Consider the following 25,207-nt stretch of genomic DNA (forward strand, 5'->3'; position numbering starts at 1 on the left):
CGGAGAAGCTATCGACCCGCTCGCTGCCGCAACTATACGCCTTGAATGAACGATAAACCGAAGGGTGAGTATTTGACGGCCACTGTGCCCGTGGCTCGCCCATCACCGTCTCAACTCGGGGCTAGTTCGCTCCGGTCCGCCCGACAATCGGGAAAGGCGATCGCGCCGTGCTCCTCTATCGCCGGACAGGCAGCATACCCACCCCTCACCTCGCGAGGCCGCTCAGCATGTCCCCGACATCGAGGAGCCTCGCGAGATCGTCGCGCATATAGGCGATCAGAAAGCCGGCATAGAGCGTCAGGAGCAGCGTGAAGACGAGGTTCTTGACGGCAAGCGAGAGATCGAAGGCGTTGAGTTGCGGCGTCGCGCGCGAGACGACAGCGAGCACCACATCGGTGACGAAGAGCGCGATGATGAGCGGTCCGGCGAGAACCACGCCCATGGACACGACAGTATCGATGAGGCCGAGGAGGCGCGCCGGCGTCTCCGCGGAAAAGGCCGGCAGCATCGCGCCGGCCGGCCAGAGGCCGTAGCTGTCGTAGATCGCCTGCATCATCAGCTGCTGCCCGCCGGCGGCGAAGAAGACGGCGATCATCACCAGACCGAGCAGGGTCGCGGTGATGCTCGCGGTCGCGCCCGAGGTGGGATCGACGACCTGCGCCAGGGTCGCACCGCGCTGCAGGTCGAGCACGTCGCCTGCGACCTCCGCCGCATAGAAGGGAAGGCCGAGCACGAGCCCGAGGATGAGGCCCGCGAGCATCTCCTTGGCGATCAGCACGACGAGCCGCGTCCCCGTCATGGCGAGAACCGGATCCGTTGTCATGGTGGCGGTGAGCGGCCCGGCAAGCGGCAGCGCGAGCACCAGCGCGATGGCGCCGCGCAGCAAGACGCCGAGCTCGAGCCGCGTGAAGACCGGCAGAACGAAGAGCACGGTGAGGATGCGTGCCATGGCGAGCGCCGCCGCCAGGAATTGCGTCGTTGCGAAGCGGACGGTCTCCTCATCGAACAGCCCGGACACTTGGACCCTCGCTCGAAACATGCGCCGGCGCGGCGCCTCGTTGGTCGGCCGACCATGGTCGTTTGGTTTCCGGCATGGGATCGCCGCGGCGGCGGGAGGCGAATGTCGGCATCGGCCGCCTAGCGCGTCATGGCGGCGAAGTTGGTGAACAGCATATTCGCCTGCTCGCCGATGTAGGACGCGAGCAGCGGCCCGAGCGTGATCGTCAGCAGCGCGACGGCGACCAGCTTCACCGCCTGGGCGAGCGTCTGATCCTGGATCTGCGTGAGTGCCTGCAGCGTGCCCACCGCGAGGCCGACGAGGACAGCGGCCGCCAAAGCCGGGCCGGAGACGATGAGCACCGTGAGCAGCGCCCTGTCCACGATCGCGATGATCATGCCCTCTGACATCTCGCTCCCTCAGGCCGCGGTGAGGATGAGGCCGTGCAGAAGGCGCGACCAGCCGTCGATCGAGATGAACAGCAGAAGCTTCAGCGGCACCGAGATCAGCGGCGGCGAGACCATCATCATGCCCATCGCCATCAGCACATTCGCCACCACGAGGTCGATGACGAGGAAGGGCAAGTAGAGCAGGAAGCCGATCTCGAAGGCTCGCTTCAGCTCCGCGCTGACGAAGGCCGGCAGCAGGACGATGAAATCGTCGTCCTTGACATCGATACGCGCCTCCGGCGGCCAGATCCGTTCGGCAGCGGCTGCAAAGAACTGCCGCTCGCCGATGGTCGTAAAGCGCATGAGGTGGTTCTTGACCGGATCCTTGATCGCCTGCGCGCTGTCCATCAGGCCAGCCATTGAGCTGAAGTCGGGCGGCTGGTCGCTGAGCCGCCGTTCGATCTCGCTGAGCACGGGCATGCTGATATAGGCGGTCAGCACCAGCGCGACGCCGTAGATGATGAGGTTCGGCGGCGTTTGCGGGACGCCGATCGCATTGCGCAGGAGCGACATGACGACGGCGATCTTGAGAAAGCTCGTCATCGTGACGACGATGAGGGGCGCAAGCCCGAGCACCACCGAGAGCGCGATCAGCGCCGTGAGATTTTCGGGCAGGGTCTGCATCAGGTCATCGCCTCGACATCGGCGCCCGCACGGGCTGTCATCCCTGGCCGAGCCGGGCGACGCGCACGCCGAGGCTGTCGCCGATCGTGACCAGCGTGCCGCGGCCGATGCGTCGGCCATTGGCGAGGATATCGACCCCCTCCTCGAGATTTCGGCCGAGCGGCAGGAGCGAGCCGGGCGCGAGCGCCTCGATCTCGGCGAGCGGCAGATCGAGCCGGCCGAGCTCGATGACAATCTGCACCGGCATTTCGTCGAAAGACGTGTCAGGCGATGAAGCAGATGGCATATCCATGCACCATTGAAGAGGGGAGCCGCGGGCAGGCTTCAGGGGTTCGAGAAGGACGGAGCCCTCCGGTTTCAGTTCAACCGGGGCGACCAGCATGCCGGCGACCAGGATGACGCCCCGGTCCGGCTGAGCAGCCCGGCCTTCACTCACGATCACGTCGCCCACCGCGACGCTTTTCACGTCCGCCAGTGGCAGCTGCACGGCCATCTGCCGCAGGCTGACCGGCAACGGGAGGTCGCGAAAGCGCGGCGGCTTCGGCGCAGCTTCGTCCAACAGGCGCACCAGCCGTTCGGCGCCGGCGAGGGTGAGGTTGAGCAGGGCGATCGATGGGCCGGAGCTAGCCTTCACGCGGAACGGTAAATTCAGCCTGTCCGTTGTGGCAGATGGTGCGGCGGCGGCGGCCGTCTCAAAGCGGATGCAGACATCGGCCCTCGATTCCAGGGCCGCAATCGCCGGTGCGGCAGCCGATTCGAGAAGAAGAGCCAGCACCTGCGGTTTAAGCGCCTCTCCGTCGAGCGCCGGATCGAGGGCGGCAAGAACCGCATCGACGAGAGCCTTCGCCAGGACGAGCACATGCATCTCACCGTCGATGGTGACGGCCACGGCGATCGGATCCTGCGGCGCCTCGTCCGGTGCCGCGGCCTCCATCGTCACCGCCATCTCGCCGACCGAAAAAGCGAGCGGCGCGCGGCGCTTGAAGAAGCCTTTCAGGCAGGCGAGATGCTCAAGGGGGATCGAGGGCAGCTGCGCATCACGCAGCGGGGCGATGGTGGGCATGGCCATCATGCGCCCCTCCCGCCGGGATTGGCGGATTCCGGCTTGGCCTGCCCGAGCAGACTCTGCTCGTCGGCCTCGTTCTCCGCCTTCTGTTCCTCCGCGCGAATGCGCTTGCCGGACAGGATTTCAGACAGGAGGTCGAGCCGGGAACGCGCCTTCTGGCGCTCCCTGACCTGGGTCCTGGACTGGGCCACCGCACCAGCTTGCCGTGCCAAGGCGGCTTCCGCGGCAGCATGCGTCGCTTCGCTCGCATGCCGTTCGCTGATATGGGCTTCGAGCCGGGCACGGACGGCCGCGATGCGGACTTCCGAGACATGCCGGTCGAGGAGCATTTCGGTCAGGTTGCGCGCCTCCGCCGCTGTCCGCTCCGCCGTGTGATCGGCCGCCGTGCGCGCCGCAGTCGCGGCCTCGCGGCCCTGCTCGAGTTCGGCGAGCGCCTGTGCGAGGCGCGCTTCGGCGCGGCGCTCGCGCAAGCGCCTGAGCTCCTGCAAGGCATTGAGACGCCGGCTCATGCCGCAAGCTCCCGCATCCCGGCGAGCGTCGTCTCCATCGAAACATGCTCGCCCGCGCCCTGCTGCAGGAAGGCATTGATGCGGTCGATCTTCTTGATCGCCTCGTCGGCCTTGGGATCGCTGCCAGGGGAATATTCGCCGACGCGCAACAGAAGCTCGATCTCGGCATAACGCGCCAGCAGTTCGCGCAGGTGTCCGGCCAATTGCCGATGCTCGTCACCAATCACCGTGTCCATCAACCGGCTACGGCTACGCAGCACGTCGATGGCCGGAAAATGGTTGCGCTCGGCAAGCTCGCGCGTGAGCACGATATGACCGTCGAGAATGGCGCGCACCTCCTCGGCCACCGGGTCGGCCTCCTCCTCGCCCTCCACCAGCACCGTATAGATGGCGGTAAGGCTGCCGGTCGGCGCGGTGCCGGCCCGCTCCAGCAGCTGCGGCAGGGCGGCGAAAAGCGAAGGCGGAAAGCCGCGCCGCGTCGGCGGCTCGCCGGCGGCGAGCCCGATCTCGCGTTGGGCGCGGGCGAAGCGCGTGACGCTGTCCATGACGAGCAGCACGTTCTTGCCGCGATCGCGGAAGTATTCGGCAATGGCGGTTGCCACATAGGCCGCCTTGGTGCGTTCCATCGCCGGTCGGTCGGACGTTGCCACCACGGTCACAGACCGTGCCCGCCCTTCCGGCCCGAGATGGCGGCCGATGAACTCACGCACCTCACGCCCGCGTTCGCCGATCAAGGCGACAACGATGACATCGGCATCAGTGCCGCGGACAATCCGCGCGAGAAGGGAGGATTTTCCCACGCCCGGGGCACCGAAGATGCCGAGCCGCTGGCCGCGCGCGCAGGTGATGAGCCCGTCGAGCGCCTTGACGCCGAGCTGGATCGCCGTGTCGACGAGCGCCCGCTTCAGCGGCGCCGGCGGCGGCGCCTGGACGGAGACGAGGCGCGGCGCATCGAAGGCCGAGAGCGGCTCGCCGTCGAGCGGTTCGCCCAGCGCATTGACGACGCGCCCGAGAAGCCCTTCGCCCACCCGCACGCGCAGGTCATGCCCGGTCGGGATCACCTCCGTCAGGCTGGAGAGGCCGTCGAGATTGCCGATCGGGGTCAGGATCGCCCGATCGTCCGCGAGGCCGATCACCTCCGCCAGCACGGAGCGGCCGGTCGTCGGATCATGCAGGTGGCACAATTCGCCGACATGCACACCCGGGATGGTCGCATGAATGATCAGGCCGAGAATCCGCTGAACGCGACCCTTGACCGGGCGCAGCTTCACCTCGGCGACCGCGCGGCGCAGATGAGGCAGAATGGTGGAGAGCCGGGCGGCCGCAGGATTCGGTGCGGGAGCCCCGGTCATGATGTCGCCCTCCCGCCGCTGAGTGCCGCCGAAATGGCCGCGAGTTGCATGTCGAGATCGGCCTCGACCACCGAGAACTCGGTCTCGATGCGGCATGCGGTCTGCGGGAGCGTCGGATAGGTCGAGACCGTCAGTCTGAGCTCGCCGTGGTCGGCGGTCATCGCGAGCAGCTTCTCGCGCACGGCATCGGCCACGTCCGGATGGACGATGACGTTGAGGCTGCGCTGATTGCGGAAGGTCTTGAGCGCCTGCGCCGCGATCTGCGCGACGAGGTCTTCCGCCGCGTATTCGCCGACGACATTGTGCAGGATATCGCGGACGAGCTTGGCCAACTCGCCTTCGATAGAGGCGAGATAGCTATCGATTTCAGCCTGAGTACGGGCGACGAGGCGTGCGGCCTCCCGGCGCCCCTCCTCCTCGCCCTTGGCGAAAGCGCGAGCATATTCGGCCTCGGCCGTCTTGCGCGCTTCGGTCGTGATCGTCTCCGCCGCCTGCCGTGCCTCGGCTACGATCTCGTCCGCGCTCCTGCGCGCGTCTTCGAGACAGCGGAAGCTCTCCTGCCATTCCGCGGCTTCATCGGCCCGTACGATCCGGCCGGAGGGACCGGGCCGCGGGACTGCCGTTGGGCTGGTCGGAGGCAGGCTCATGCGGCGGTCCTCTGCGCAGCGCGCCGGATGATCGCGGGCCCGGCTTTGCGTAAAGGCTCCGGCAGCGTCGCGCTGACGCGCACCGGGTCGCATTTCATGACCGCGCGTTTTCCGATGGCCGGCGGCTGTGCGGCGCACCAAGCGGCATAGCAGCGCCAGCCATCCTCTCCGATCTGCCCACACAGCTCGTCGATATCCTCGACGGGCCTGCCCGGTATCGCGAGCTCGCGGTTGGCGAGCGCGAAACGGACGACGTCCTCGCCGAGGCGATCGCGGACGGCCGCCGCCTCCTCGCGGCGCACCCGCCGCGCCAATGCATCCGCCCAGATGACGGCACCAGCCGCAGTAACGAGCTCCTCCAGCGCGTCACGGGAGACGAGTGCGATCTCGCGGTCGAGCGGATTGTCCGGCTCAATCTCACCCCAGGGCGGAAGTGCTGCATGGGCGGCGAGCTGCGCCGAGAGGCGATCGTGAAAGCGCGGCTCGGCGCTGAGCCGCGCACAAATCCCGAGCGTGACGCCTGGGCTAAGGCTCGCGGCCAGCCAAGCCGGATGGGCATGGCGGACCGGCTCCGTGCCGAATATCCGCCAGGCATCCTGGGTGACGGGATCGGCCATGGCAGCGCTCGTCATGACTTCGGTCCCACGGCCCGCAGCCGGTGACGGCGAGCAAAGCTGAGCCAAGCCAGGGCGAGGACGGCGCCGACAAGCGCCAGAATGAGCACCCCGACAGCAACGGCGATCGTCACTGCATTTGCCTTGCTGGACCGGTCGAGCCGCAGCCCGAGAAAAGTGTCGAGCCTGTCCCGCGGTGCCGCGACCGCCTGCGAAGCAACCGGCACGAGCACCACCGAGACCTTGTCATAGCTCAGGCCCTCCACCCCATTGGTGACGAGCATCTTGATCTGTGGCACCAGCGCCGGAACCGCCGCATCGGCCCGGTAGCGGATGAAGACCGATGCAGAGGTCGGCAGCAGTGTCCGTTTGAGAAGATCGTTCTCGGGAAGGGCGAGATGCACGCGGGCGGAAAGCACGCCGTCGATCGACGAGACGCTCTGGGCGAGTTCCTGGCTCAAGGCGAAGATCAGCCGGGCTCGTTCCTGAACCGGCGACGAGACCAGGCCGTCGTTCTTGAAGACGTCTCCAAGACTGGAAAAGGCATCGCGCGGCAACCCCGCCGAGCGAAGAACCTCCACCGCCTCGGCAAAGCGTTGCTGATCGATGGAGATCGAGAGCCGGCCGTTCTTGGCGAGCGTGCGCTCGGCGGGAATGCCGCTCGTCACAAGCGCCGCGACCATCTCATTGGCTTGGCGTTCGTCGAGATTGGTGTAGAGGTCGACCTTGCAAGCGGCAAGGCTGAGGCAGCCCAGGAGGGCAGCGACAAGACGCAGGCGGCTAGGGGAGCGTATTGCCGGTCTCATCGGTGTCTTTCGATCAGCCGCGGGCCAGTTGGTTCGCCGTTGTCGTGAGCTGGCTCGTGCCGCGCACAACAAGCGTCGCCGCGACGGAGACGTTCAGGATCTCGCCAAAGGTTGCCATCGTTTGATCGACGATCGCAGAGCCCGACTGCAGCGTTGAAGCACCGGCGCGCGGCTCCGCCGCACCTCCGGCAGCGGATGTCGATGCATAGGCTCCATCAAGGAACCCGATCCGATCGAGAAGGAGGTCGAGCTGATCGCCGATCGCGCTGCTGCGTTCAGCCGGTGCGATATCGGCCGGGGCGGTCGCTGCAGCATTGCTCCGCGCCTCTGCGATTGCCGTGCTGAACAGGGCAGCCTCCTGCGCCGTTGCGGTCGTGGCGCCGGTCGCCTGCGCCACGCGATCGAACTGGGCGACTGCTGCAGGCACAGTTGAAATCGACATAGGACTCTCCAATCGACGGTTATTTTATCAAATATTTTGCGTATTAAGGCTATTGCTCGGGTTCTTCATTGAGAAGGTCGAGAATATCCATGACGATCGGCTGCAAAAAAGACATGGAAACGGTTCCGAGGGTACTTTGCAGCTCCTGCACTGCGGCCTCGTTTTCTTGCGCCACGCTCTCGATCTGCTGCAGAAATTCGCCGGCCTCGGCGCTGCTTCTGCTCTCGGTGATCGGTTGTGTCGGAGCTATGGGATTGGAAATTTCCACCGGTCTACTCCTTCCGTGTCGGACTTGAGCCTCAGTCGGCAAGACATTCACCGCACCGCCTGTCCACCGCGAAAAACCCGCACGCGCGGGTCATCGCCCATGGCGGAGCGCGTCTCCAGCGAGGCACTCTGCTGGCCGGCAACCGACGCAACGATCCGCTGCACCTGCGCGACATAGGCTTGCGGCCCGGATACGACGACGGCTCGGCGATCGGGCGTGAGCTTCAATTGGAAGCGCTCGTCGAGCACGCCGAAGGCCTGCATACGTTCGTGGAAATCTGCCGGCGCCGGAGTGGCCAGGCTGATGAGTTCCGTCTTGCTATCGTCGATGCTGGCGATATGGACGATGGCGCCATCGTAGAACCAAAGGAGGCCATACAAGGCGCAAAGCTTGTCCAGGAAAGCGCGGGGGGCTGCTGGCGCCAAGCGCCCTGAGAGGCGGCCGCGCACCGTGTCGCTCAGCGCCATCGGAATGCGCATCTGGCGCCCGAAATCCTTGAGAACGATCCTGATATCCTGGCTAGTGACGAGATAGGCATAGGTCCCAACCGGCCACGTCGGCTCGACCGGCCGGGCGAAGCCGGGCACGGGGAGCATCGTCACTATCAAAACGACGGCCGCATAGAGCGGGACACAACACCGGGCCAACATAGTAAAAACATACTTTCAAATCGATGCGCCAATTCGCATCCACTGTAGCAATTTCTTAATCATCGTGGTGTCGCCGCAGAGATATCGACATAAGCGGCCACCGTAGATATTCTCGTATGCTGCCATATCAGCCCCGCATATGTAATGCATCCTACGCATAACGAGTCGACGGGGCTGCTTTCTTGCATCTTCCAAATTGACAAATACTTGCAACAGCCAAATCTTAGCGGCAGGCAAAGGCAGGTCCGTATGCGCGCGGACGTGACAGGCCGAACCCGTCCATGGCTGCCTTGCGTCGCGTGTCGACGTCTTGGGCAACAGGCGGCCGGCAGAGTGCAGGAGATATCCATGGCTTCGATACCCGAGATCAATACCAGCACGACCACATCATCATCTGCCGCGGTTCAGTCGGACGGCGCGATCGACGCAATGAAGGACGTCTTCCAGCAAGTGCTCGAAAAGCAGATGGAGATTTCCAAGCTGAAGTCGGAGAATAACGTCGCGATGGACGCGGCTCGCTCGGCCAAGACGAGCTGATAGCGGAGCTCCGACGGATCCGGCACCAGGCGCGCTGACGCAACGGCACCCATGTTCAGAAGCTCAGCCAGGACAGAGGAAGCGGTAGCGCCCCCGATGCTCGACGTAACCGGCGGGCTTCACCGCGACACCAATGTCGGCCTGGACGGCACCGTCTGGCGCATCGGCTCGGCGCCCGACGACGATGTCGTACTGCTCGACCGGGGCGTCGAGCCGCATCATGCGCTCTTGCGCCGGGACGGTGCAGCTTTCGAGATCGAGGCAGTCGGCGGCGAGGTGATCGTCGCCGGCACCACGCGTATCGCGCCGGGCTTTGCCGGACGCTTCAGGACGCCCGTCACTTTTACCCTGGCTGGAGCCGAGCTTCGCCTCAGGGATACCAAAGCCCGGCCGCGAACCATGCAGATCGCCGTCACCACATTAGCCGTGGCCGCGCTCGTTCTCGCTGCACGGCTGGTCCCTTGGAACGGGGTCCACGACAGGACCGGCGGGAGTGTAGAGGAGGCGGGCCCAGCGACTGCCTCCGATCAAGCGGCGAGGAGGGATGTGGCCGGCGCCCCGGAGCCGGATCGCATCGAGGCGGCGCTCACAGCCCTCCACTCCCGGCTCGCCGCTGCCGGCCTCACCTCCCTTCATGCGCGCGCGGAGGCAGGTCGCCTCGTCGTAGCCGGCACGCTCACGACGCGGCAGTCCGCGCAGTGGGAGGAGATCGACCGCTGGTTCGATGCGACCTTCGCCGGCACCCCACCCCTCGTCGCCGAGTTTGAGGCGGCCGAGGTGGAAAAGCCTGCCGTGGTGCTCAAGGCCGTCTGGAACGGGGCGCGCTCCTTCATCGTCACCGCTGACGGCGTCACGTATTTTCAGGGCGACAGGCTGCCGGAAGGCTGGACCATCGCCTCCATTGAACCAGGCCGCGTCGTCCTGACGCGCGCCGGCGAGTCGGTGACGCTCACTTATTGAAGCGCCCGCGAACGAGGCTTGTATGCGTCAGCTCCAGAAATTCCTCGTTCAGACCTCGCGGCGCAGCGACCTCGCCATCGCTCTCCTGATCCTCACCGCCATTCTCATGATGGTCATTCCGCTGCCGACCGTGGTGGTGGATGCGCTGATCGCCACCAATATCGCCGGCAGCATGCTGGTTCTCTTCGTCGCGTTCTACATCGGCCGGCCGAGCGATTTTTCGTCCCTGCCCGCGGTCATTTTGATCGCCACGCTATTCCGGCTGTCGCTCGCGATCACGACGACGCGCCTCATTCTGCTCGACGGCGACGCGGGCGAGATCATCAACACCTTCGGGTCCTTCGTCATCGGTGGCAATCTCGCCGTCGGGCTGGTCGTCTTCCTCATCATTGCCGTCGCACAGTTCGTGGTGATCACGAAGGGCGCCGAGCGCGTCGCCGAGGTCGCCGCGCGTTTCACGCTCGATGCCATGCCTGGCAAGCAGATGGCGATCGACAACGATATGCGCAGCGGCAACATCGACCAGGCGGAGGCGCGAGACTTGCGTTCGCAACTCGAACGCGAAAGCCAGCTCTACGGCGCCATGGACGGCGCCATGAAATTCGTCAAAGGCGATGCCGTCGCCGGCCTCATCATCATCGTGATCAATCTCGTCGGCGGCTTGGCGATCGGAACCCTGCAGCGGGGCATGGCGCTCGCCGACGCGGTTGCCGTCTATTCGCTGCTCACCATCGGCGACGGCCTGATATCGCAGATCCCGGCATTGCTTATCTCGGTGGCCTCGGGAACAGTCGTGACGCGCGTCGCCGGTCACGGCGACAGCGACCTCGGCGCCTCGATCACCCGCGAGCTTCTGGGCTTCCCCCGCGCGCTCGGCTTGGCGGCGGTGATCGTCCTCGGCATGGGGCTCGTGCCGGGCTTCCCCTTCTTCACTTTTCTCCTGCTGTCGATGGCCTTGGCTGGTGCCGGCCTTCTCCTCATGCGCCGCAGGGCGGCCGCAGATCAGGCGGAGGCCGCCTCAAAGGATGGCGAAGCCGCCGAGCCGCAGGATGGGCTACGCCCTCGGCTGCGCCTCCTGCTCGGAGAGGGGCTAGGCGCGCGCTTGCATATGGAAGCCCTCCATACCGAATTGGCGGCCCTGCGCCGTCGCATCGCCGACGACCTCGGCATCGCCGTGCCGCGCATTCTCGTCGAGGCCGGTCCAAACCTCGCCGCGGATGCTTTCCTGCTGGAGCTCGAGGATGTGCCGATCGCCGACGGCCAGCTCGCTGATGACCGGCTTCTCGTCGACGACACGCCGGAGCGGCTGGCGGAACTGGGCATCCCCTTCGAGGGGCGCCCGCCTGCGCTCGGGCGAAGGCTTCTGTCGGTCGAGAGCAGCGCTCGGGAGCAACTCTTTTCCACCGGTGCCGTGATCCTCGAGCCGCACGAGGCGCTGCGCGAGATGCTGCATGTGCCCCTCGTCCGCCATGCCGGAGAGTTCGTTGGTGTCCAGGAAACGCGCGCGCTGCTCGCGGCGATGGAGCCCGGTTTTGCGGATCTCGTTGCCGAGGCGCGCAAGCTCGCGCCCCTGCCCGTTATGGCCAATGTCCTGCGCAGCCTCGTCGAAGAGGGCGTGCCGGTGCGCAATCTGCGCCTCATCCTGGAAGCTCTGGCGACAAGCCGCGGCGGAGAGGTGGAACCGCTCGTGGCCCATGTGCGCGCACATTTGAGACGGCAGATCTCGTTCCTGCTTGCGGATCAGAATGGTGCCGTGCCCGCTTTGCTTCTGGCGCCCGAGATCGAGGCCGAACTCAGGCGCGCCGCGCAGGGCGGACAGAATGCCCCGGCGTCTGCGCGCGATCTCGCAGGACGGGTAGCGGCGGCTGTCAGTCGCCAGCTCGCGGGAGTGCGTGGCGAGCCTCGCGCGCCCGCCCTTCTGACCGCACCTGATATTCGCCGCGCTCTGTGGCGGCTCCTCCGGCGTCACGAAGTGGCCGTACCCGTGCTGTCGGTCACCGAGATCGCACCTGAATTCAAGGTTCGGACGCTCGCCACGGTCAAACTCAACCCATAGATGTGTATATCAGATTTAATGTATTGCTGATTGCACATCCATGCTTTGGAATGCCACCCGGCAGTATCGACGGGCCGGTCGCGACCGCGGGACATCGAATCCAGGCGAGCGCTAGTCGGATCGGCCAGCTGTTCCGGCGTGTGACGATGGGTGCGAGGTGGTGCAGTGATCGTGCAGGTGATCATCAGATGATCGTGCAGTTGGTTCGCCGTATCCGATTTATCGTTGTGGCGTGGCTGATGCTGCTGCCCTGCGGGCAGGCTTTCGGCATCGATATATCCGCCCCTTCGCAGCAGGCGATCGACTTGGCCATCGGCCAAGGCCGCCTCTTGCAATTCGATCAGCCGGTGGAAGCGGTCTTCCTTGCGGATCCGACGATCGCCGACGTCAAGGTCGTCTCGCCGGAGGTTGTCTTCGTCTATGGCACAAAGCTCGGCACCACCAATCTGATCGCCACTTCCGCCGACAAGGCCATCAAAGCCTCCCTGCAGTTGCGGGTGATCGCCGATGCCAAGCCCGCCAATGACGCCAAGGCGCGGCTCCAGCCCAACTCAACCGTCCGTATCTCGCTGTTCGGCAATCGCGTCGTCGCCACCGGCCGGACCCGCACGACCCATGAGGCGATCGATATGGGCGCGGTGGCCGATACCTTTTCACCATCGGGCATGCCGCCCCTGAACGACACGACGATCGCGACGTCGCAGCAGGTCAATCTGCGGGTGCGTTTCGCGGAGGTGTCGCGCACCGATCTGATGGCGCTCGGCTTGGACTGGCAGGCAGCGGTCAATGCCGGCGGTTTCTCGCTCGGCCTGTCGCGCAAGGGCGCATCGGGCACGGGCAGCGGTCTGGCGGCCAGCCTGCAGGTCGGTGCGGTCAACATCAACGCGCTGATCGATGCGCTGGCGCAGAAAGGCATCGTCACCGTACTGGCCGAACCCAATCTGACGGCGGTGACCGGCCAGACCGCGAGCTTCCTGGCCGGTGGCGAGATCCCCGTGCCGGTGCCCCAGGACAACGGGCGCACCACCATCGATTACAAGCCTTTCGGGGTATCGCTTCTCTTTACGCCGACCCTCTTGCCCGGCGACCGCATTGCGCTGCGCGTCCGGCCGGAGGTGAGCGCGCTTTCCGCATCCGGCAGTATCAAGATCGAGGGCTTCGACGTGCCCGCATTGACCGTGCGGCGGGCCGACACGGTCGTGGAGGTGGCGAGTGGCCAGACCTTCGCCATCGCCGGCCTGTTCCAGCGCGAACTCACCCACAGCGCCGACCAATTCCCCGTTCTCGGCGACGTGCCGATCATCGGCGCGCTGTTCCGCTCCAGCCGCTTCAAGCGCAATGAGACCGAGCTCGTGATCCTGATCACGCCCTATCTCGTCGCGCCCTCATCCACACATACGCTCGCCACGCCGCTCGATCGACCGGCGGACGGCACTGCCCAGGTCGAAGGCGGTGCCGTTGGCTTCATCGTCAAATAGGTGGCATCGATGGCTGCTCTGGAACGGCGCTGGCTGACAAGGGCTCTTCTTGCCGGAATGGCGGTGGCGCTCGGCAGCTGCGCCAGCCCCCCGGCAGACTACAGGCCCCGCTATGCCTTGATCACACCGGCTCCCGGCTACGGGCCGGGGCGAGCGGCCCAGGGTGCGGCCGTCGTTCCCGAAGCCTGCCTCAGCGCGGAGCCCGCTTTTCTCGAGACCGCCGGCCCGCTGCTGCCGCCAGGATGCGCGAATGCCTATAACCTGGCAGAGATGGTGGAACGCAGGTCGGATCTCCTGCATGGCCGGCGGCTCGCACCTGCCCCGGCCGCGCCCACCGCCCGCGCGGCGCGCCGCTACATCGATGGCGACCGCCCCAGAACCCCCCCGGCGCCACCATCCGCGGCCGACGTGTCGACCGATCAGCCTGGGCGTGGCCTCTAAACGCGATGCGGCGCACTGCTAGCCAGACGAGGGGACTCTTAGGCGCTCGTCACCGTGCCGAGCGCACGGCTGCGCGCCGCGGCATCACGCAAGGCGCGAATGGCTTTCGCGCGCGCCAGGATCTCGGCGATCTGGCGTTTCGGAATGCTCGGCGACGCCAGTCGCCGCGCGTCGGCTTCCCGGCCGGCGAGGCCCAGCACGAGCACGTAGTTTCTTTCGTGCCCCGCTTGCGCGGCAGCAGCGCGGACGACGTCCTGCATGCCCGCGATGGCGTCCTCGCCGCGTCCGGTGACGGCGGCGAGCAATGCCAGATTGGTCTTGAGGTCGAGGTCGCCGGGAGCGAGCGACAGGGCCATCTGGAAGGAGGCTCGGGCGGCCTCGACTTCCCCCACCATGGCCTCCGCGGCGGCGAGCCGGTTATAGGCGACAGCTGTATTCATCTTGGGCGCGGCCGCGCGAAGATGGGCGAGCCCCGCCCCGACATCGCCGCTCCGCAGTTCCGCCAAGCCCAGTCCGAGCTCAGCCTCCATCGACCCGGGATCGCGCGCCAGGGCGGCCTTGTAGGCTGCGATGGCGGACGCGATCTGACCATGGCGCAAATAGGCTTCTCCGAGTCTTATTTGCGCGGCGGCCGACCCATCGGTAGCGGCCCGTTGATAAAGCGCGAGCGCGGTTGCCGCATCGCCCCGCGCCTCGACATCGGCGGCGAGCCCCGTGAGCTGCGACTGCGGGGCCGGACGCTCCGCAAAGCCTGGCAGAAGCGACTGGATTCCGGAGCATCCGGCGAGCAGAGACGCAGTGGACAACAGGGCAGCCGCTCGAATCAATCGCATCGGGCCGTCTCCAGTCTCGGTCGCGGCGATTGTGACCAACCGGCCGGCCCCATCAATCTCCCATTGTTTTTTTCCTGTTGATACACGCATTGCGTGTAGAACGGCGTCATGGCTGACGGCTCATCCGAGGAAAAGCAACATCCCGCCTCTGCAAAGAAGCTCAGGGACGCGCGCCGACGCGGCGAGGTTCCGCAAAGCCGGGACCTGGTGGCCGGTATCACGCTCACGGCCACGGTTCTCTATCTATTTCTCGCATGGCCGGCCCTGCACCGGCGACTGGTCGCGCTCATCGACACGGCCGCCGTGCAGAGCGGCGCACCCCGGCCGGGCGCCTTACCGGTCGCCGAACAGGCGGGAGAGGCGCTCCTCGCATTCCTCCTCCCCCTCGTCCTCGCGACCATCGGCGTCGTCATTCTTGCCGGCGCGTCGGCGACACTCGGCGTGATCTTCGCCCCGGAACGGATCCAGCCGCGCTTCGAACGGCTCGATCCGGCGAGCGGCTTCCGCCGCCTCATGTCGATGCGCAGCCTGCTCGAATTCGGCAAAAGCATCGCCAAAATCATTCTGCTGCTGTCGACCTTCGTGTTGGTCCTCGGGGGCTTCCTGCCCAGGCTCTTCCTGGAGCCACCCTGCGGGCCGGCATGCCTCGGCCCGAGCCTTCTCGCCGTGCTGCGGCCGCTTGCAGTCCTCGCAGTCCTTCTCCTTCTCGTCATCGGCGTCGCCGACATGATCCTGCAGCGTCGCCTCTTCCTGCGCGATCAGCGCATGACGACGAGCGAGCGCAAGCGCGAACACAAGGACATGGAGGGAGATCCCCATCTGCAAGCAGAGCGCCGCCGGCTGCGGCGGGAGATGGCCGAACAGGGCCCAGCAGGTCTCGCCCAGGCGAGCTTCGTCATCAGCGATGGGCAGCGGATCATTGCGCTACGCTTCAACCGCGAGGACTCTCCGGTGCCGGTCATCGTCGCGAAGAACCTCGGCGAGGGCGCGGCCAAGCTCCACGCGGAAGCGCAAGCCCTCGGCCTGCCGGTCGTCAAGGACGACAGCCTGATCGAGTCTCTGTCAGCCGGTCCCGGGGTCGGCGAGCGGATCGCGCCGGCGCTTTTCACGCCGGTTGCCGGCCATCTCGTGCAACTCGGCCTCATTTGACGAAAGACCGGCGCGCATCGAGAAAACGCGAAGCTCTAAGCAGGCCGGTCGGCGGACGGCGCGATACGCGCACCGACAGACGCCAGAAGGAGCTCATGGGCCCGGTCTGCGATGTCTTCCAGCGACCTGGTCTTGGCGAACATCGCCCTGGCCTCCGCGAGGACCTCGTCGCGACTGGGGACGTGAGGCAGGTGCAGGCTGCGTAGCACCTCGGTCGTGCGATCACGCGCACGCGTTAGCCTGACCTGCAACGCCGACAGTTCAGGCCCGTGCAGGGCCGAGGCGACGGCAACTGCGATCCGCTCCGGATTGAAACGGGCGGCCAGCTGCTCGGCCGCACGGTCGATGACGCGCGAACCGAGCCGCTGCTCGTTGCGCAACACTTTTTCCGGCGGCGTTTTCAGGTCCCACACGACGCCCAGTCGGGAAAGCCCCTTCAGGATGTAATAGGTCGGGTCGACCTCCCACCACTTGAATCCCTGCCGGGCGCTGCTCTGATAGGCGTGGTGGTTGTTGTGCCAGCCCTCGCCCATCGTGAAGAGGGCCAGGAGCCAGTTGTTGCGGGAATCGTCGCCCGTCACATAGCGCTTGCGCCCATGCACATGCGCGAGCGAATTGATGCAGAAGGTCGCGTGATAGACGAGCACCGTGCTCCACAGGAACCCGACCACAAGGCCCGACCAGCCCGCGATGAGGAACGACAGGACGGCGAGGATGACCGCCGGCAGCAGTTCATAGCGGTGCAGCCACATCAATTCGGGATAACGGGCGAGATCGGGAACCTTGGCCAGATCCACGCTCTCGTGCCGGCGCGCGAAGATCCACCCCACGTGGCTGTAGAGAAAGCCCTTCTGCCGGGGGGAATGCACGTCATGCTCGGTGTCGGAATGGAGGTGGTGATGCCGGTGCTTGGCAGCCCACCAGAGAACGCTCTTCTGCGCGCTGCTCTGGGCGAGGAATGCCAGGATGAACTGGAATGTCCGGCTCGTTGAATAGGCGCGGTGCGAGAAATAGCGATGGTATCCGGCGCCGATCGCGAACATGCGCAGCCAATAAAGCGCCACGCAGAGCACGACGGCCGGCCATGTTACGCCCGACCAGATCGCGGCGAGGCACCCAACATGCACGAGCAGGAAGGGGATGGCCGACGGATACATGATGTCTTCATGCCCGTCGTCGGCATGGATGGTGGAGGACAAATCAGCGAACCTTCTTTTTGACCACCTTCTTGGGCGGTGCGGGTACCGCCTCGGCTTCTCTCGCCAGTCGAAGCTCTCTCAGGCGTTCGGTCTTGGCGGCGACAGCGCGCTTTTCAGCTTCGTAGTCCTGCAGCGCCTTTGCGCCTTCCCGCGCGCGCTCTTCCTTGACGATAGCCCGTGCGGCGCTCTGCGGGTTATTGCTGGAGACTGACATCGATCGGCCCTTTCGCTGGGTCGGCGCGACGAAGCGCACCGAACGTTATGTCACGGCTCGAAGGCAGGACGCGGCAGAGATCCCGTTCGAGGTAAATCTTACAAAAGAGCCCGCGCCTGGCAACCAGACGCGGGCTTCAAAAGCCACGAGCTTCGCCACGATGTGACCAAGCGGTGTGGTGCTGGCGGTCGCTTAGACGGCGCGCAGATTTTCCGCAGCAGACTTGCCAGTCCGGCGATCTGCAACGAGGTCGAAGGAGACCTTCTGGCCCTCGTCGAGGCCGCTCATGCCTGCGCGTTCGACCGCGCTGATATGAACGAACACATCCTTGCTGCCGTCTTCCGGCTGAATGAAGCCGAAGCCCTTCTGACTATTGAACCACTTCACTGTTCCCGTATTCATTGGGATCGTTCCTTAAGTACGTTTTCATAGAACTGCGCGCGAGCGCAGCCGCTCAATCGATGTTTTGGAGAAGTTCGTCAGGCAGGCCGCGGGTACGGCAAGGCCAAGTCGTTCGGCCGAAACACGATAAGATATAAATGGGCGCAGCAAGGCCATTTGGCAAGTGGCGATCTGCACCGGGCGGAAATTTCAGACCCTGGTGCGCGCCCCGCGGCCATAGATGAGCAGCATCGCGATGATCACCACGCCATAGATAATCTGCCGGCCCGCCTCCGGCATCTGGGTCACGGAGAGGATGGATTGCAGGAGCGTGATAAGGATCACGCCGGCGATCGTGCCGAGATAATTGCCGCGCCCGCCGAGGATATTGGTGCCGCCGAGCACGACAGCGGCGATCGCCGGCAAAAGATAGGCATCGCCCATATTCTGGTAGGCTTTGTTGGAATAGCCCGCCAGGAGGACGCCGGCGAAAGCGGCGAGCGCGCCGGAGATCATGAAGCAGATGATGAGCACACGATTGGTGCTGACGCCGGAGAGATAGGCCGCGGCCTCGCGGTTGCCCATGGCATAGACGTTGCGGCCGAAGGCCGTCCGCTTCAGGAGAAAGATGACCAGCGCCCCGACGATCGCCCAGACGATGAGGGCATTCGGGATGCCCAAGATCGTGCGCTGGACGGCGATGAAATGCATGGCGGGGGTCGCCTGGTCCTGCGGCGCCGATCCGCCCGTGTGCAGGATCATCAAGCCCTGGACGACGGCATTCATGCCGAGCGTGAAAATCATCGAGGGCAGCCGGAGATAGGCGACGCCGAGGCCGTTGAGGAGACCGACGGCCGCGCCGCACAGAATCCCGAAAGGAATGGCGAGCACCGGGCCGGCCGCACCGCCCCAGCCGACCATGGCGGTTGCCATCATCGCGCCGAGCGTCACGACCCAGGGGATCGACAGATCAATATGGCCAAGCAGGATGACCATCATGGCGCCGGTGGCCACGACGCCGAGAAAGGCGCCGATCTGCAGCTGCTGGAGCAGATAGTCCGGCGAGAGGAACTCGCGCGAGTAAAGCGCGCCGCCGGCGAGGATGACGAGGATGCAGCCGAAGGCGATCGCCACCGAGCGATCGATCCCGAGCCGCTCGGCGAGGCTGCGGCCTGCCTGCGGCCTGCTGTCGAGAGCGGTCACGTGAAGAGCTCCAGGCGGTTGCGGATGCGCAGGATACGCAGTGCCCCGAGACTGACGGCGATGAGCAGGACGACGCCCTGGAAGAGCGGCTGCCACAAGGGCGGCAGATCGAAGACGAAGAGGAGATCCTCGATCGTGCGCAGCACGAAGGCGCCGAAGAGCGAACCGATGGCCGAGCCCCAGCCTCCGAACAGCGAGGTTCCGCCGATCACCACGGCGGCAATCGAATTGAGCGTATAGGTGCCGGCGATGGGTGCAGACGCCTCGCCCGAATAGGTGTTGAAGGTCAGCATCAAGCCGCCGACCGCCGCCAGCAGGCCGGCGAGCGTATAGGCGAGGAGCTTGGCACGCTCCACGGGCACGCCCGACATATAGGCCGCCTGCTCGTTCGAGCCGACGGCATAGGCGGCACGGCCGAGGACCGAGCGGCGATAAGGCACCCAGACCACGAGCACGACGGCGAGAAGAACGGCCAGTGCCGCCGGGATGGTGTCGAAGAGCTGCCCCGTCAGGAAATCGGCGATATCCGACTGGACGTCCCCGCCCGGGTCCGGACGGATGAAGAGCGCGATGCCGTAATAGACTGCCCCGGTTGCGAGCGTCGTGATGATCGGTTGCAAACGCCCCCAGACGACGATCGCTCCATTGACGAAGCCTGCCAAGGCCCCGACGGCCAGCACCGCGACCATGCCGAGGAGCCCCTCCCCGACCGTCCCCACCACGATGGCCGAGGCGATGCAATTGGCCAGAACGAAGATCATGCCGACGGAGAGATCGAGGCCGCGCGTCAGCACCGGCAAGGTCTGCGCCATCGCCACCAGGGCAAGCAACACGGCCTTGTTGGCGGCGGTGGTTGCGACCGCCGGCGTGAGCCCGCTGCTATAATTGCCGATATAGGTCGCGAACATCAGGAGGAAGAGCCCGATGGCTGCGAGCACGCCGGCATTGTGGGAGATGCGATAGCGCCAATCGCTCATGCCGCCTTGTCCGCCCCCGTGACATTCAGCGCGCTCTGCAGCAGCGCGCGTTCGTTGAGATCGTCGCCTGCGAGTTCGCGCGTGATGCGCCCGCCATAGACGACGAGCACGCGGTCGCAGCAGCCGATGAGCTCCGCATAATCGGTGGAATAGAACAGGATCGCCGCTCCTTCATCCGCCAAGCGCCGCATCAGCCGATAGATCTCTTCCTTCGTACCGACATCGATGCCGCGGGTCGGATCGTTGAGGAGAATGATGCCGGGATCGGTCATCAGCCATTTGGCGAGGACGACCTTCTGCTGATTGCCGCCGGAGAGGGTCGACACCGGCGCGGTGAGATGGGGGAGCTTGATGCTGAGGCGCTCGACCGCCTGCGCGACGGCCTTTTCTTCCTTCTCCGCATCGATGCCGAAAAGGCCTTGCATGCGCGGCAGCGCGGCAAGCGTGACATTGTCGCGCACGCTCATCGGGAGCATCAGCCCCTCGGTCTTGCGATCCTCGGGGATGAGGGCCATCGGCAGCGGCGCCGCCATGGCGCGCCGCGGGCCGCTGAGCGGCACGGCCTGGCCACCGACCGTGACCCGGCCCGAGACGCCCTTCAACACCCCGAAGAGCGCAAGCAGCAGCTCCCGCTGCCCCTGCCCGTCAAGACCACCGAGCCCGACGATTTCGCCTTTGCCGACCGTGAAGGAAATATCCGCGAGTTCGCGCCCCCAGGAGAGGTTCGCGACCGTCAGCGCCGGCGACAGCGGCGCAGAGCGTTGCGGCTTTTCCGGATATTGGTGGGTGATGTCGCGGCCGATCATCATGCCGATGATGGCGTTGACCGACCGCTCGCCCTTGGTGAAGGTCTCGATCTTGCGGCCGTTGCGGAAGACCGTCGCCACATCGGCGAGCGCCTCGATCTCGCGCATGCGGTGCGACACATAGAGAATGCCGACGCCGGCCGCCTTGAGATCGCGGATGATGCGATAGATGCGCTCCACGTCCTCGGCCGTGAGCGCCGACGTCGCCTCGTCCAGGATGAGAATTTTCGGATCCTTGCCGAGAGCCTTGGCGATCTCGACCATCTGGCGGCGCGACAGCGGCAGGTCGCGCACGAGCGTCATCGGGTGTACGTCGCCGCAACCGACGCGTTCGAGGAGCTTCACGGCGCGCTCGCGCTGCGCGCGGCCGTCGATGAGCCCGGCACGTTTCGGGGGATCGACCAGACAGAGATTGTCGGCGACCGTCATGTCCGGCAGGAGCGAGAGCTCCTGGAACACGCAGACGATGCCGGCCTGCATCGCCGCGGTCGGCGAGCCGAACCGGACGCCCTTGCCCTCAACCAGGACCTCGCCTTCGGAGGGATCGGTGACACCCGAGGCGACCTTGATGAGCGTCGACTTACCCGCGCCGTTCTCGCCGAGAATGGCGTGGATCTCGCCGGGATAGATGGCGAGATCGACCTCGTTCAGCGCGGCGACGCCGCCATAGCGCTTCGAGATGCGCTTCAGCTCCAGGAACGGCCTGCGATCGGCGGGAGGGGTACTCGTCAAGGCGGCAACCTGCTTGAATGAAGGAAAGCCGGCGGCAACCGCTGCCGCCGGCGCAATCAGGCTTACTGGTTGTCCTTGGTCTGACCCATGATTTCCTGGGCTGTGAAATTGATGCCGCAGGTCGGGAAGGAATTGCCGACGAAGAAGTTGTCGGACTCCTTCGAGTAGAAATTCTTTCCGTCCTCAAACTCCTTGTCGACGGCGAGCGGCAGCGCGACCGATTGCGGCACCACCTGGCCTTCGAGCGCGGCAATCGCGGTTTTGATGGCGACCGCCACCTGAGCCGGGCCGCTGCCGGCCGAAATGCATTTCAGCCCCTCGCCGGCATGCGCGGCGCAGAGCTTGCGGAAGCCGTTTTCGGTCTCGCCGCCGACGGGCACGAAGGGGTGCTTGGCATCCATCATCGCCCGCACCGTGCCGGTCGACCCGCCCTGGACCGTGACGCCGTCGAAGCGCTTGTGCACGGCGATGGCATCGGCCACCACCTTCTGAGCCGTACCGTCGTCCCAGCGGCCGTTCACCTCCACCGTCTCCCACTTGCCGCCTGAGGCCTTCAGCACCTCCTGGACGCCGTCGTGACGGTCGCGATCGACCGAGGTGCCGGAAACGCCGCGCACCTCGAGGATCTTGCCTTGCTTCGAGGGAATATTCTCGACGAGCCACTGCGCCCAGACCTTGCCGAGCCCCTTCTGGTCGACATTGACGTTGATCGCCTCGTCGCTGTCGAAGGTATTGTCAAAGGCGACCAGAACGACACCGGCCGCATTGGCGCGCTTGATCACCGGCCTGAAGGAGGCGGGGTTCTGCGCATCGACGACGATGGCGTCATAGCCCGAATTGATGAAGTTATCGACCGCGGCTATCTGTGCGGCGACATCGTCGCCGGTCGACACGATCTTGAACTCCTTCAACTTTTCCTTGATCTGCGGCTGCTCGGCATAGGCCTTCGCCGTCTGGATCATCTGGATGCGCCAGGTATTGCCGATGAAGCCGTTGGCCAGCGCGATCCGATAGGGGCCGTTTTTCTTCGGGAACTGGAAGAACTTCGTGTTGCTCGTCCAGGGCTTGAAACATTCCTGGTCAGCGGCGGGGCCGCTCACCACCTTCGGACCTGCCGCCATGGCAGCGGTTGCGAGCACGCTCACGGCGGCTCCGGCAACAAGCGTCGACAAAAAGACTTTCAACATGCCTTCCTCCCTCTGGGTGGCCGCCGCTGTTGCTCTCCGCGACGCCGGGAAGGCTGCTTCAAGCGTATCAAGGCGAGCCGCATCAGTGGCGCGCCACTGATGTTTCACTTCTCAGACGATTGATGGCCCAGGTGAGGGATGCAAGCAAGCGCGACCTCCGGCCGCAACTGAAACCTCCACCGCAGACGGCGGAAGCGGCCGCATTCATCGGCTCCGCGATCGAGCCCGCGCCAGCGCCGCGATGATGAGCGAGCTCATTGCCAGCGTCTGGAAGCCGGCACCCGCGGCATGCGAATATTCCCATTGCCGGCGCAGGATCTCCCAGTTGTCGGGCACGACCGTCCAGTTCTGCGTCGCCACATTGGCGGGATAAGTATAGATCCAGAACAGGGCCTGTGCGCCGACGAGAAACGCGATTGCGGCAACCGTCGGCCAACGCACCCACGGCTCGCTGGATAGCGCGGCGATCGCGATCATCGAGCCGAGCTCGATCAAGAGCAGAAAGCCGAGCAGGCTCCAGCCGCGATAGGCCTGCTGGACGACGAAATACTGGTCGCGCGACATGCCGATCTTGTTCGGCATCTCGAGCGCGTGAGCGAGCGCTCCGCCGAGGGCGAGCGCCGTCGACAGAAGAGCAATGGAGAAGACGACTTCATAGGCCATCCCGTCCCGGGGGCCGCCTGGCGTGCCGATCTCGCGCGTGGACAAAGCGACCGCTCCTTCGTGCCGTTCCGCTGCATCCTTTCGGGTTCAGTGCGACCGCAACTTGGCGCCCGGTCGGGCGCTCTCCCCAGGCTGCCCGTTGCGACGCGCGCGCTGCACCGCCGGCTTGGCCGCACGGCTCAGATTGTGCACCGTATTGATGAGCGCGACATGCGAGAAGGCCTGTGGAAAGTTCCCGAGCTGCCGTTTGGCCAGGGGATCATATTCCTCGGCGAGCAACCCGACGTCGTTGCGCAGTCCCATCAGCCGCTCGAGCAGGCGCTCCGCCTCCTCGTGCCGGCCGAGGAGGCTGTAGGCATCGGCGAGCCAGAAGCTGCAGGCGAGAAAGGCGCCCTCACCTTTCGCCAGCCCTGTTTGCGTCTCGGCCGGATCGTGACGCATGACGAAACCGTCGACCATCAACCGCTTCTCCACCATCGCGACGGTGCCGACGACGCGTGGGTCGTCGATGGGCAGGAAGCCGGTCGTGGGGATGAGCAGCAGGCTCGCGTCGAGCCTGTCCGAGCCATAGGATTCGGCGAAGCTTTCGAGCTTCTGATTGTAGGCCTTGGCGCAGATGTCGGCGTGAATCTCGTCCCGCAGCCGCGACCATTGTTCGACCGCCCCGTCGAGCTCGAATTCACCGCTCATCTTTACCGCCCGGTCGAACGCGACCCACGCCATGACCTTGGAGAAGGTGAAATGGCGCGGCTCGCCGCGTATCTCCCAGATGCCGCGGTCGGGCTCTCGCCAGACCTTTTCCAGGTGGTCGAGCAGCGCGCGCTGCAGCGCCCAGCTCTCGTCCATGCGCGGCAGACCTCCACGCAAACCTTGGTAGAGGGTGTCGATCACCTCGCCGTAGACATCGAGCTGCAGCTGCCCGTGGGCGGCGTTGCCGATGCGGACGGGGCGTGCGTCCTCATAGCCGGGCAGCCAGCTCACCTGCCATTCCGACAGACGCCGCTCACCAGCGATGCCATACATGATCTGCGCTTGCGAGGGGGCGCCGGCGACCGCCCGCATCAACCAGTCGCGCCAGTCCCGCGCCTCCTCGTAGATGCCCGCATTCATGAGAGCAAGCAGAGTGAGGGTGGAATCGCGCAGCCAACAGAAGCGGTAATCCCAATTGCGGATGCCGCCGATCTGCTCCGGCAGCGAGGTGGTCGGGGCGGCGATGATGCCGCCGGTCGGCGCATAGGTCAGCGCCTTCAGGGTGATCAGCGACCGCCTGACAGCATCGGCCCAGGGGCCGGAACATTCCGCCTTGCGCACCCACTCCGTCCAGAACGCGCGCGTGTCGCCGAGCGCGCGCTCGGCATCGATCGCGGGCGGAGACGGCCGATGCGAGGGCCCATAAGCGAGAACGAAGGGAACCCTGTCACCGGCCTTGACGGTGAAATCGGAGATCGTCTTCAGATTCTCTCCTCGGAGGGGTGCGCAGGTGCGCAGCACCGCCATATCCGGACCGGCAACGGCCCGCAGCATTCCCGGCTCGGGGCGCGTCACCCAGGGCACATCCGACCCATAGCCGAAGCGCAGCACCAACTCGCCGCGCATGTCGACCGTGCCGCTCTCGCCGATGACGAGCCGTACGAGCTCGGAGATCTCGCCGCGCGGCGGCATGAAGTCCACCAGCCGCACCACGCCGGTATCGGTCTCGAACCGTGTTTCGAGGATCAGCGTATCGTCGAAATAATTGCGGGAGGTCTGGCGCAGTCCACCCCGTGGCGCCAGCCGCCAGCGGCCGTGCTCTTCTGTCCCGAGAAGGGCGGCGAAGCAGGCATCGGAATCGAAGCGCGGCCAGCAAAGCCAATCGATCGAGCCATCCCGCCCTACGAGGGCCGCAGTCTCGCAGTCGCCGATGAGGGCGTAGGATTCGATAGGTCCGGGCATATCCCTCCCACAACGGCCGAGCTCGCCTTACCGTT

Annotated in this window: 28 protein-coding genes; 6 read left to right on the top strand and 22 right to left on the bottom strand. The window is 65.6% G+C overall.

Going from position 1 to position 25,207, the window contains the following annotated elements; genetic code table 11:
• Positions 1-205: 205 nt before the first annotated feature.
• From sctT to ACFQU1_RS17745, 12 genes are all read right to left on the bottom strand, one after another.
• Positions 206-1,018 carry a type III secretion system export apparatus subunit SctT gene (gene sctT, locus ACFQU1_RS17690; protein WP_378135043.1) on the bottom strand — a complete coding sequence of 271 codons (813 nt, stop codon included), beginning with the start codon at positions 1,016-1,018 and terminating at the stop codon, positions 206-208.
• Between the two features lie 119 nt (positions 1,019-1,137).
• The gene (locus ACFQU1_RS17695) at positions 1,138-1,407 is read right to left on the bottom strand and encodes an EscS/YscS/HrcS family type III secretion system export apparatus protein (protein WP_378135045.1); all 270 of its coding nucleotides are present in this window, start codon (positions 1,405-1,407) and stop codon (positions 1,138-1,140) included.
• A 9-nt stretch (positions 1,408-1,416) separates the two neighbouring features.
• Positions 1,417-2,070, bottom strand: coding sequence for a type III secretion system export apparatus subunit SctR (gene sctR / locus ACFQU1_RS17700; protein WP_378135047.1), 654 nt, complete (start codon positions 2,068-2,070; stop codon positions 1,417-1,419).
• A gap of 37 nt (positions 2,071-2,107) precedes the next feature.
• Positions 2,108-3,142, bottom strand: coding sequence for a type III secretion system cytoplasmic ring protein SctQ (sctQ, locus tag ACFQU1_RS17705; protein ID WP_378135049.1), 1,035 nt, complete (start codon positions 3,140-3,142; stop codon positions 2,108-2,110).
• Complete coding sequence (locus ACFQU1_RS17710) at positions 3,139-3,645, bottom strand: hypothetical protein (RefSeq protein WP_378135051.1); 507 nt, start codon at positions 3,643-3,645, stop codon at positions 3,139-3,141. The genes sctQ and ACFQU1_RS17710 overlap by 4 nt, the downstream gene beginning before the upstream one ends.
• Positions 3,642-4,997, bottom strand: a complete 1,356-nt coding sequence (gene sctN, locus ACFQU1_RS17715) for a type III secretion system ATPase SctN (protein ID WP_378135053.1) — start codon at positions 4,995-4,997, stop codon at positions 3,642-3,644. Before sctN ends, ACFQU1_RS17710 begins: the two co-directional genes overlap by 4 nt.
• The gene (sctL, locus tag ACFQU1_RS17720; protein WP_378135055.1) at positions 4,994-5,644 is read right to left on the bottom strand and encodes a type III secretion system stator protein SctL; all 651 of its coding nucleotides are present in this window, start codon (positions 5,642-5,644) and stop codon (positions 4,994-4,996) included. The genes sctN and sctL overlap by 4 nt, the downstream gene beginning before the upstream one ends.
• On the bottom strand, positions 5,641-6,276 hold the full coding sequence (locus tag ACFQU1_RS17725; protein ID WP_378135057.1) for a SctK family type III secretion system sorting platform protein: 636 nt from the start codon (positions 6,274-6,276) through the stop codon (positions 5,641-5,643). Before ACFQU1_RS17725 ends, sctL begins: the two co-directional genes overlap by 4 nt.
• On the bottom strand, positions 6,273-7,064 hold the full coding sequence (gene sctJ, locus ACFQU1_RS17730; protein WP_378135059.1) for a type III secretion system inner membrane ring lipoprotein SctJ: 792 nt from the start codon (positions 7,062-7,064) through the stop codon (positions 6,273-6,275). The genes ACFQU1_RS17725 and sctJ overlap by 4 nt, the downstream gene beginning before the upstream one ends.
• A 13-nt stretch (positions 7,065-7,077) precedes the next feature.
• On the bottom strand, positions 7,078-7,506 hold the full coding sequence (locus ACFQU1_RS17735; protein ID WP_378135061.1) for a hypothetical protein: 429 nt from the start codon (positions 7,504-7,506) through the stop codon (positions 7,078-7,080).
• 49 nt (positions 7,507-7,555) lie between these two features.
• Complete coding sequence (locus ACFQU1_RS17740; protein ID WP_378135063.1) at positions 7,556-7,774, bottom strand: hypothetical protein; 219 nt, start codon at positions 7,772-7,774, stop codon at positions 7,556-7,558.
• A 47-nt stretch (positions 7,775-7,821) separates the two neighbouring features.
• Complete coding sequence (locus ACFQU1_RS17745; protein WP_378135065.1) at positions 7,822-8,370, bottom strand: hypothetical protein; 549 nt, start codon at positions 8,368-8,370, stop codon at positions 7,822-7,824.
• A gap of 402 nt (positions 8,371-8,772) precedes the next feature.
• Here ACFQU1_RS17745 and ACFQU1_RS17750 point away from each other — a divergent pair, with 402 nt between their 5' ends.
• From ACFQU1_RS17750 to ACFQU1_RS17770, 5 genes are all read left to right on the top strand, one after another.
• Positions 8,773-8,961 carry a hypothetical protein gene (locus ACFQU1_RS17750; protein ID WP_378135067.1) on the top strand — a complete coding sequence of 63 codons (189 nt, stop codon included), beginning with the start codon at positions 8,773-8,775 and terminating at the stop codon, positions 8,959-8,961.
• A 96-nt stretch (positions 8,962-9,057) separates the two neighbouring features.
• Positions 9,058-9,921, top strand: coding sequence for an FHA domain-containing protein (locus tag ACFQU1_RS17755; protein WP_378135069.1), 864 nt, complete (start codon positions 9,058-9,060; stop codon positions 9,919-9,921).
• A 22-nt stretch (positions 9,922-9,943) separates the two neighbouring features.
• Entirely contained in the window at positions 9,944-11,977 is a 2,034-nt protein-coding gene (sctV, locus tag ACFQU1_RS17760) for a type III secretion system export apparatus subunit SctV (protein ID WP_378135071.1), read from the top strand.
• Positions 11,978-12,165: 188 nt separating this feature from the next.
• Positions 12,166-13,455 carry a type II and III secretion system protein family protein gene (locus ACFQU1_RS17765; RefSeq protein ID WP_378135073.1) on the top strand — a complete coding sequence of 430 codons (1,290 nt, stop codon included), beginning with the start codon at positions 12,166-12,168 and terminating at the stop codon, positions 13,453-13,455.
• A gap of 9 nt (positions 13,456-13,464) precedes the next feature.
• A complete protein-coding gene (locus ACFQU1_RS17770) occupies positions 13,465-13,896 on the top strand; it encodes a hypothetical protein (protein ID WP_378135075.1) in 432 nt (143 codons plus the stop codon).
• Positions 13,897-13,934: 38 nt separating this feature from the next.
• Here the strand turns inward: ACFQU1_RS17770 and ACFQU1_RS17775 are convergent, their stop codons facing one another.
• Positions 13,935-14,729 carry a tetratricopeptide repeat protein gene (locus tag ACFQU1_RS17775; RefSeq protein WP_378135077.1) on the bottom strand — a complete coding sequence of 265 codons (795 nt, stop codon included), beginning with the start codon at positions 14,727-14,729 and terminating at the stop codon, positions 13,935-13,937.
• Positions 14,730-14,837: 108 nt separating this feature from the next.
• Here ACFQU1_RS17775 and ACFQU1_RS17780 point away from each other — a divergent pair, with 108 nt between their 5' ends.
• A complete protein-coding gene (locus ACFQU1_RS17780) occupies positions 14,838-15,878 on the top strand; it encodes an EscU/YscU/HrcU family type III secretion system export apparatus switch protein (RefSeq protein WP_378135079.1) in 1,041 nt (346 codons plus the stop codon).
• A gap of 35 nt (positions 15,879-15,913) precedes the next feature.
• On the opposite strand, the gene ACFQU1_RS17785 is transcribed toward ACFQU1_RS17780, so the two are convergent.
• From ACFQU1_RS17785 to ACFQU1_RS17825, 9 genes are all read right to left on the bottom strand, one after another.
• Positions 15,914-17,077, bottom strand: coding sequence for an acyl-CoA desaturase (locus ACFQU1_RS17785; protein ID WP_378135081.1), 1,164 nt, complete (start codon positions 17,075-17,077; stop codon positions 15,914-15,916).
• Between the two features lies 1 nt (position 17,078).
• On the bottom strand, positions 17,079-17,291 hold the full coding sequence (locus ACFQU1_RS17790; protein WP_378135083.1) for a hypothetical protein: 213 nt from the start codon (positions 17,289-17,291) through the stop codon (positions 17,079-17,081).
• A gap of 192 nt (positions 17,292-17,483) precedes the next feature.
• A complete protein-coding gene (locus tag ACFQU1_RS17795) occupies positions 17,484-17,693 on the bottom strand; it encodes a cold-shock protein (protein WP_378135085.1) in 210 nt (69 codons plus the stop codon).
• 189 nt (positions 17,694-17,882) lie between these two features.
• Positions 17,883-18,875 (bottom strand): ABC transporter permease, encoded by a 993-nt coding sequence (locus ACFQU1_RS17800; RefSeq protein ID WP_378135087.1) that lies wholly within the window; start codon positions 18,873-18,875, stop codon positions 17,883-17,885.
• Entirely contained in the window at positions 18,872-19,852 is a 981-nt protein-coding gene (locus tag ACFQU1_RS17805; RefSeq protein ID WP_378135089.1) for an ABC transporter permease, read from the bottom strand. Before ACFQU1_RS17805 ends, ACFQU1_RS17800 begins: the two co-directional genes overlap by 4 nt.
• Entirely contained in the window at positions 19,849-21,390 is a 1,542-nt protein-coding gene (locus ACFQU1_RS17810) for a sugar ABC transporter ATP-binding protein (protein ID WP_378135091.1), read from the bottom strand. Before ACFQU1_RS17810 ends, ACFQU1_RS17805 begins: the two co-directional genes overlap by 4 nt.
• 62 nt (positions 21,391-21,452) lie before the next feature.
• Complete coding sequence (locus ACFQU1_RS17815) at positions 21,453-22,577, bottom strand: sugar ABC transporter substrate-binding protein (RefSeq protein ID WP_378135093.1); 1,125 nt, start codon at positions 22,575-22,577, stop codon at positions 21,453-21,455.
• A 204-nt stretch (positions 22,578-22,781) separates the two neighbouring features.
• Positions 22,782-23,285, bottom strand: a complete 504-nt coding sequence (locus ACFQU1_RS17820; RefSeq protein ID WP_378135095.1) for a DUF1772 domain-containing protein — start codon at positions 23,283-23,285, stop codon at positions 22,782-22,784.
• 42 nt (positions 23,286-23,327) lie between these two features.
• Positions 23,328-25,172, bottom strand: a complete 1,845-nt coding sequence (locus tag ACFQU1_RS17825) for a glycoside hydrolase family 15 protein (protein ID WP_378135097.1) — start codon at positions 25,170-25,172, stop codon at positions 23,328-23,330.
• Positions 25,173-25,207 lie beyond the last annotated feature (35 nt).

Source organism: Chelatococcus sp. GCM10030263 (genome assembly GCF_042666455.1).
Taxonomy (GTDB): domain Bacteria; phylum Pseudomonadota; class Alphaproteobacteria; order Rhizobiales; family Beijerinckiaceae; genus Chelatococcus.

What these genes read in the sequence shown, in the direction of transcription:
- ACFQU1_RS17695 (WP_378135045.1), bottom strand. Translation starts at nt 1,407, where the DNA reads ATGTCAGAGGGCATGATCATCGCGATCGTGGACAGGGCGCTGCTCACG.
- sctR (WP_378135047.1), bottom strand. Translation starts at nt 2,070, where the DNA reads ATGCAGACCCTGCCCGAAAATCTCACGGCGCTGATCGCGCTCTCGGTG.
- sctQ (WP_378135049.1), bottom strand. Translation starts at nt 3,142, where the DNA reads ATGATGGCCATGCCCACCATCGCCCCGCTGCGTGATGCGCAGCTGCCC.
- ACFQU1_RS17710 (WP_378135051.1), bottom strand. Translation starts at nt 3,645, where the DNA reads ATGAGCCGGCGTCTCAATGCCTTGCAGGAGCTCAGGCGCTTGCGCGAG.
- sctN (WP_378135053.1), bottom strand. Translation starts at nt 4,997, where the DNA reads ATGACCGGGGCTCCCGCACCGAATCCTGCGGCCGCCCGGCTCTCCACC.
- sctL (WP_378135055.1), bottom strand. Translation starts at nt 5,644, where the DNA reads ATGAGCCTGCCTCCGACCAGCCCAACGGCAGTCCCGCGGCCCGGTCCC.
- ACFQU1_RS17725 (WP_378135057.1), bottom strand. Translation starts at nt 6,276, where the DNA reads ATGACGAGCGCTGCCATGGCCGATCCCGTCACCCAGGATGCCTGGCGG.
- sctJ (WP_378135059.1), bottom strand. Translation starts at nt 7,064, where the DNA reads ATGAGACCGGCAATACGCTCCCCTAGCCGCCTGCGTCTTGTCGCTGCC.
- ACFQU1_RS17735 (WP_378135061.1), bottom strand. Translation starts at nt 7,506, where the DNA reads ATGTCGATTTCAACTGTGCCTGCAGCAGTCGCCCAGTTCGATCGCGTG.
- ACFQU1_RS17745 (WP_378135065.1), bottom strand. Translation starts at nt 8,370, where the DNA reads ATGCTCCCCGTGCCCGGCTTCGCCCGGCCGGTCGAGCCGACGTGGCCG.
- ACFQU1_RS17750 (WP_378135067.1), top strand. Translation starts at nt 8,773, where the DNA reads ATGGCTTCGATACCCGAGATCAATACCAGCACGACCACATCATCATCT.
- ACFQU1_RS17755 (WP_378135069.1), top strand. Translation starts at nt 9,058, where the DNA reads ATGCTCGACGTAACCGGCGGGCTTCACCGCGACACCAATGTCGGCCTG.
- sctV (WP_378135071.1), top strand. Translation starts at nt 9,944, where the DNA reads ATGCGTCAGCTCCAGAAATTCCTCGTTCAGACCTCGCGGCGCAGCGAC.
- ACFQU1_RS17765 (WP_378135073.1), top strand. Translation starts at nt 12,166, where the DNA reads ATGATCGTGCAGTTGGTTCGCCGTATCCGATTTATCGTTGTGGCGTGG.
- ACFQU1_RS17770 (WP_378135075.1), top strand. Translation starts at nt 13,465, where the DNA reads ATGGCTGCTCTGGAACGGCGCTGGCTGACAAGGGCTCTTCTTGCCGGA.
- ACFQU1_RS17775 (WP_378135077.1), bottom strand. Translation starts at nt 14,729, where the DNA reads ATGCGATTGATTCGAGCGGCTGCCCTGTTGTCCACTGCGTCTCTGCTC.
- ACFQU1_RS17780 (WP_378135079.1), top strand. Translation starts at nt 14,838, where the DNA reads ATGGCTGACGGCTCATCCGAGGAAAAGCAACATCCCGCCTCTGCAAAG.
- ACFQU1_RS17790 (WP_378135083.1), bottom strand. Translation starts at nt 17,291, where the DNA reads ATGTCAGTCTCCAGCAATAACCCGCAGAGCGCCGCACGGGCTATCGTC.
- ACFQU1_RS17795 (WP_378135085.1), bottom strand. Translation starts at nt 17,693, where the DNA reads ATGAATACGGGAACAGTGAAGTGGTTCAATAGTCAGAAGGGCTTCGGC.
- ACFQU1_RS17805 (WP_378135089.1), bottom strand. Translation starts at nt 19,852, where the DNA reads ATGAGCGATTGGCGCTATCGCATCTCCCACAATGCCGGCGTGCTCGCA.
- ACFQU1_RS17815 (WP_378135093.1), bottom strand. Translation starts at nt 22,577, where the DNA reads ATGTTGAAAGTCTTTTTGTCGACGCTTGTTGCCGGAGCCGCCGTGAGC.
- ACFQU1_RS17825 (WP_378135097.1), bottom strand. Translation starts at nt 25,172, where the DNA reads ATGCCCGGACCTATCGAATCCTACGCCCTCATCGGCGACTGCGAGACT.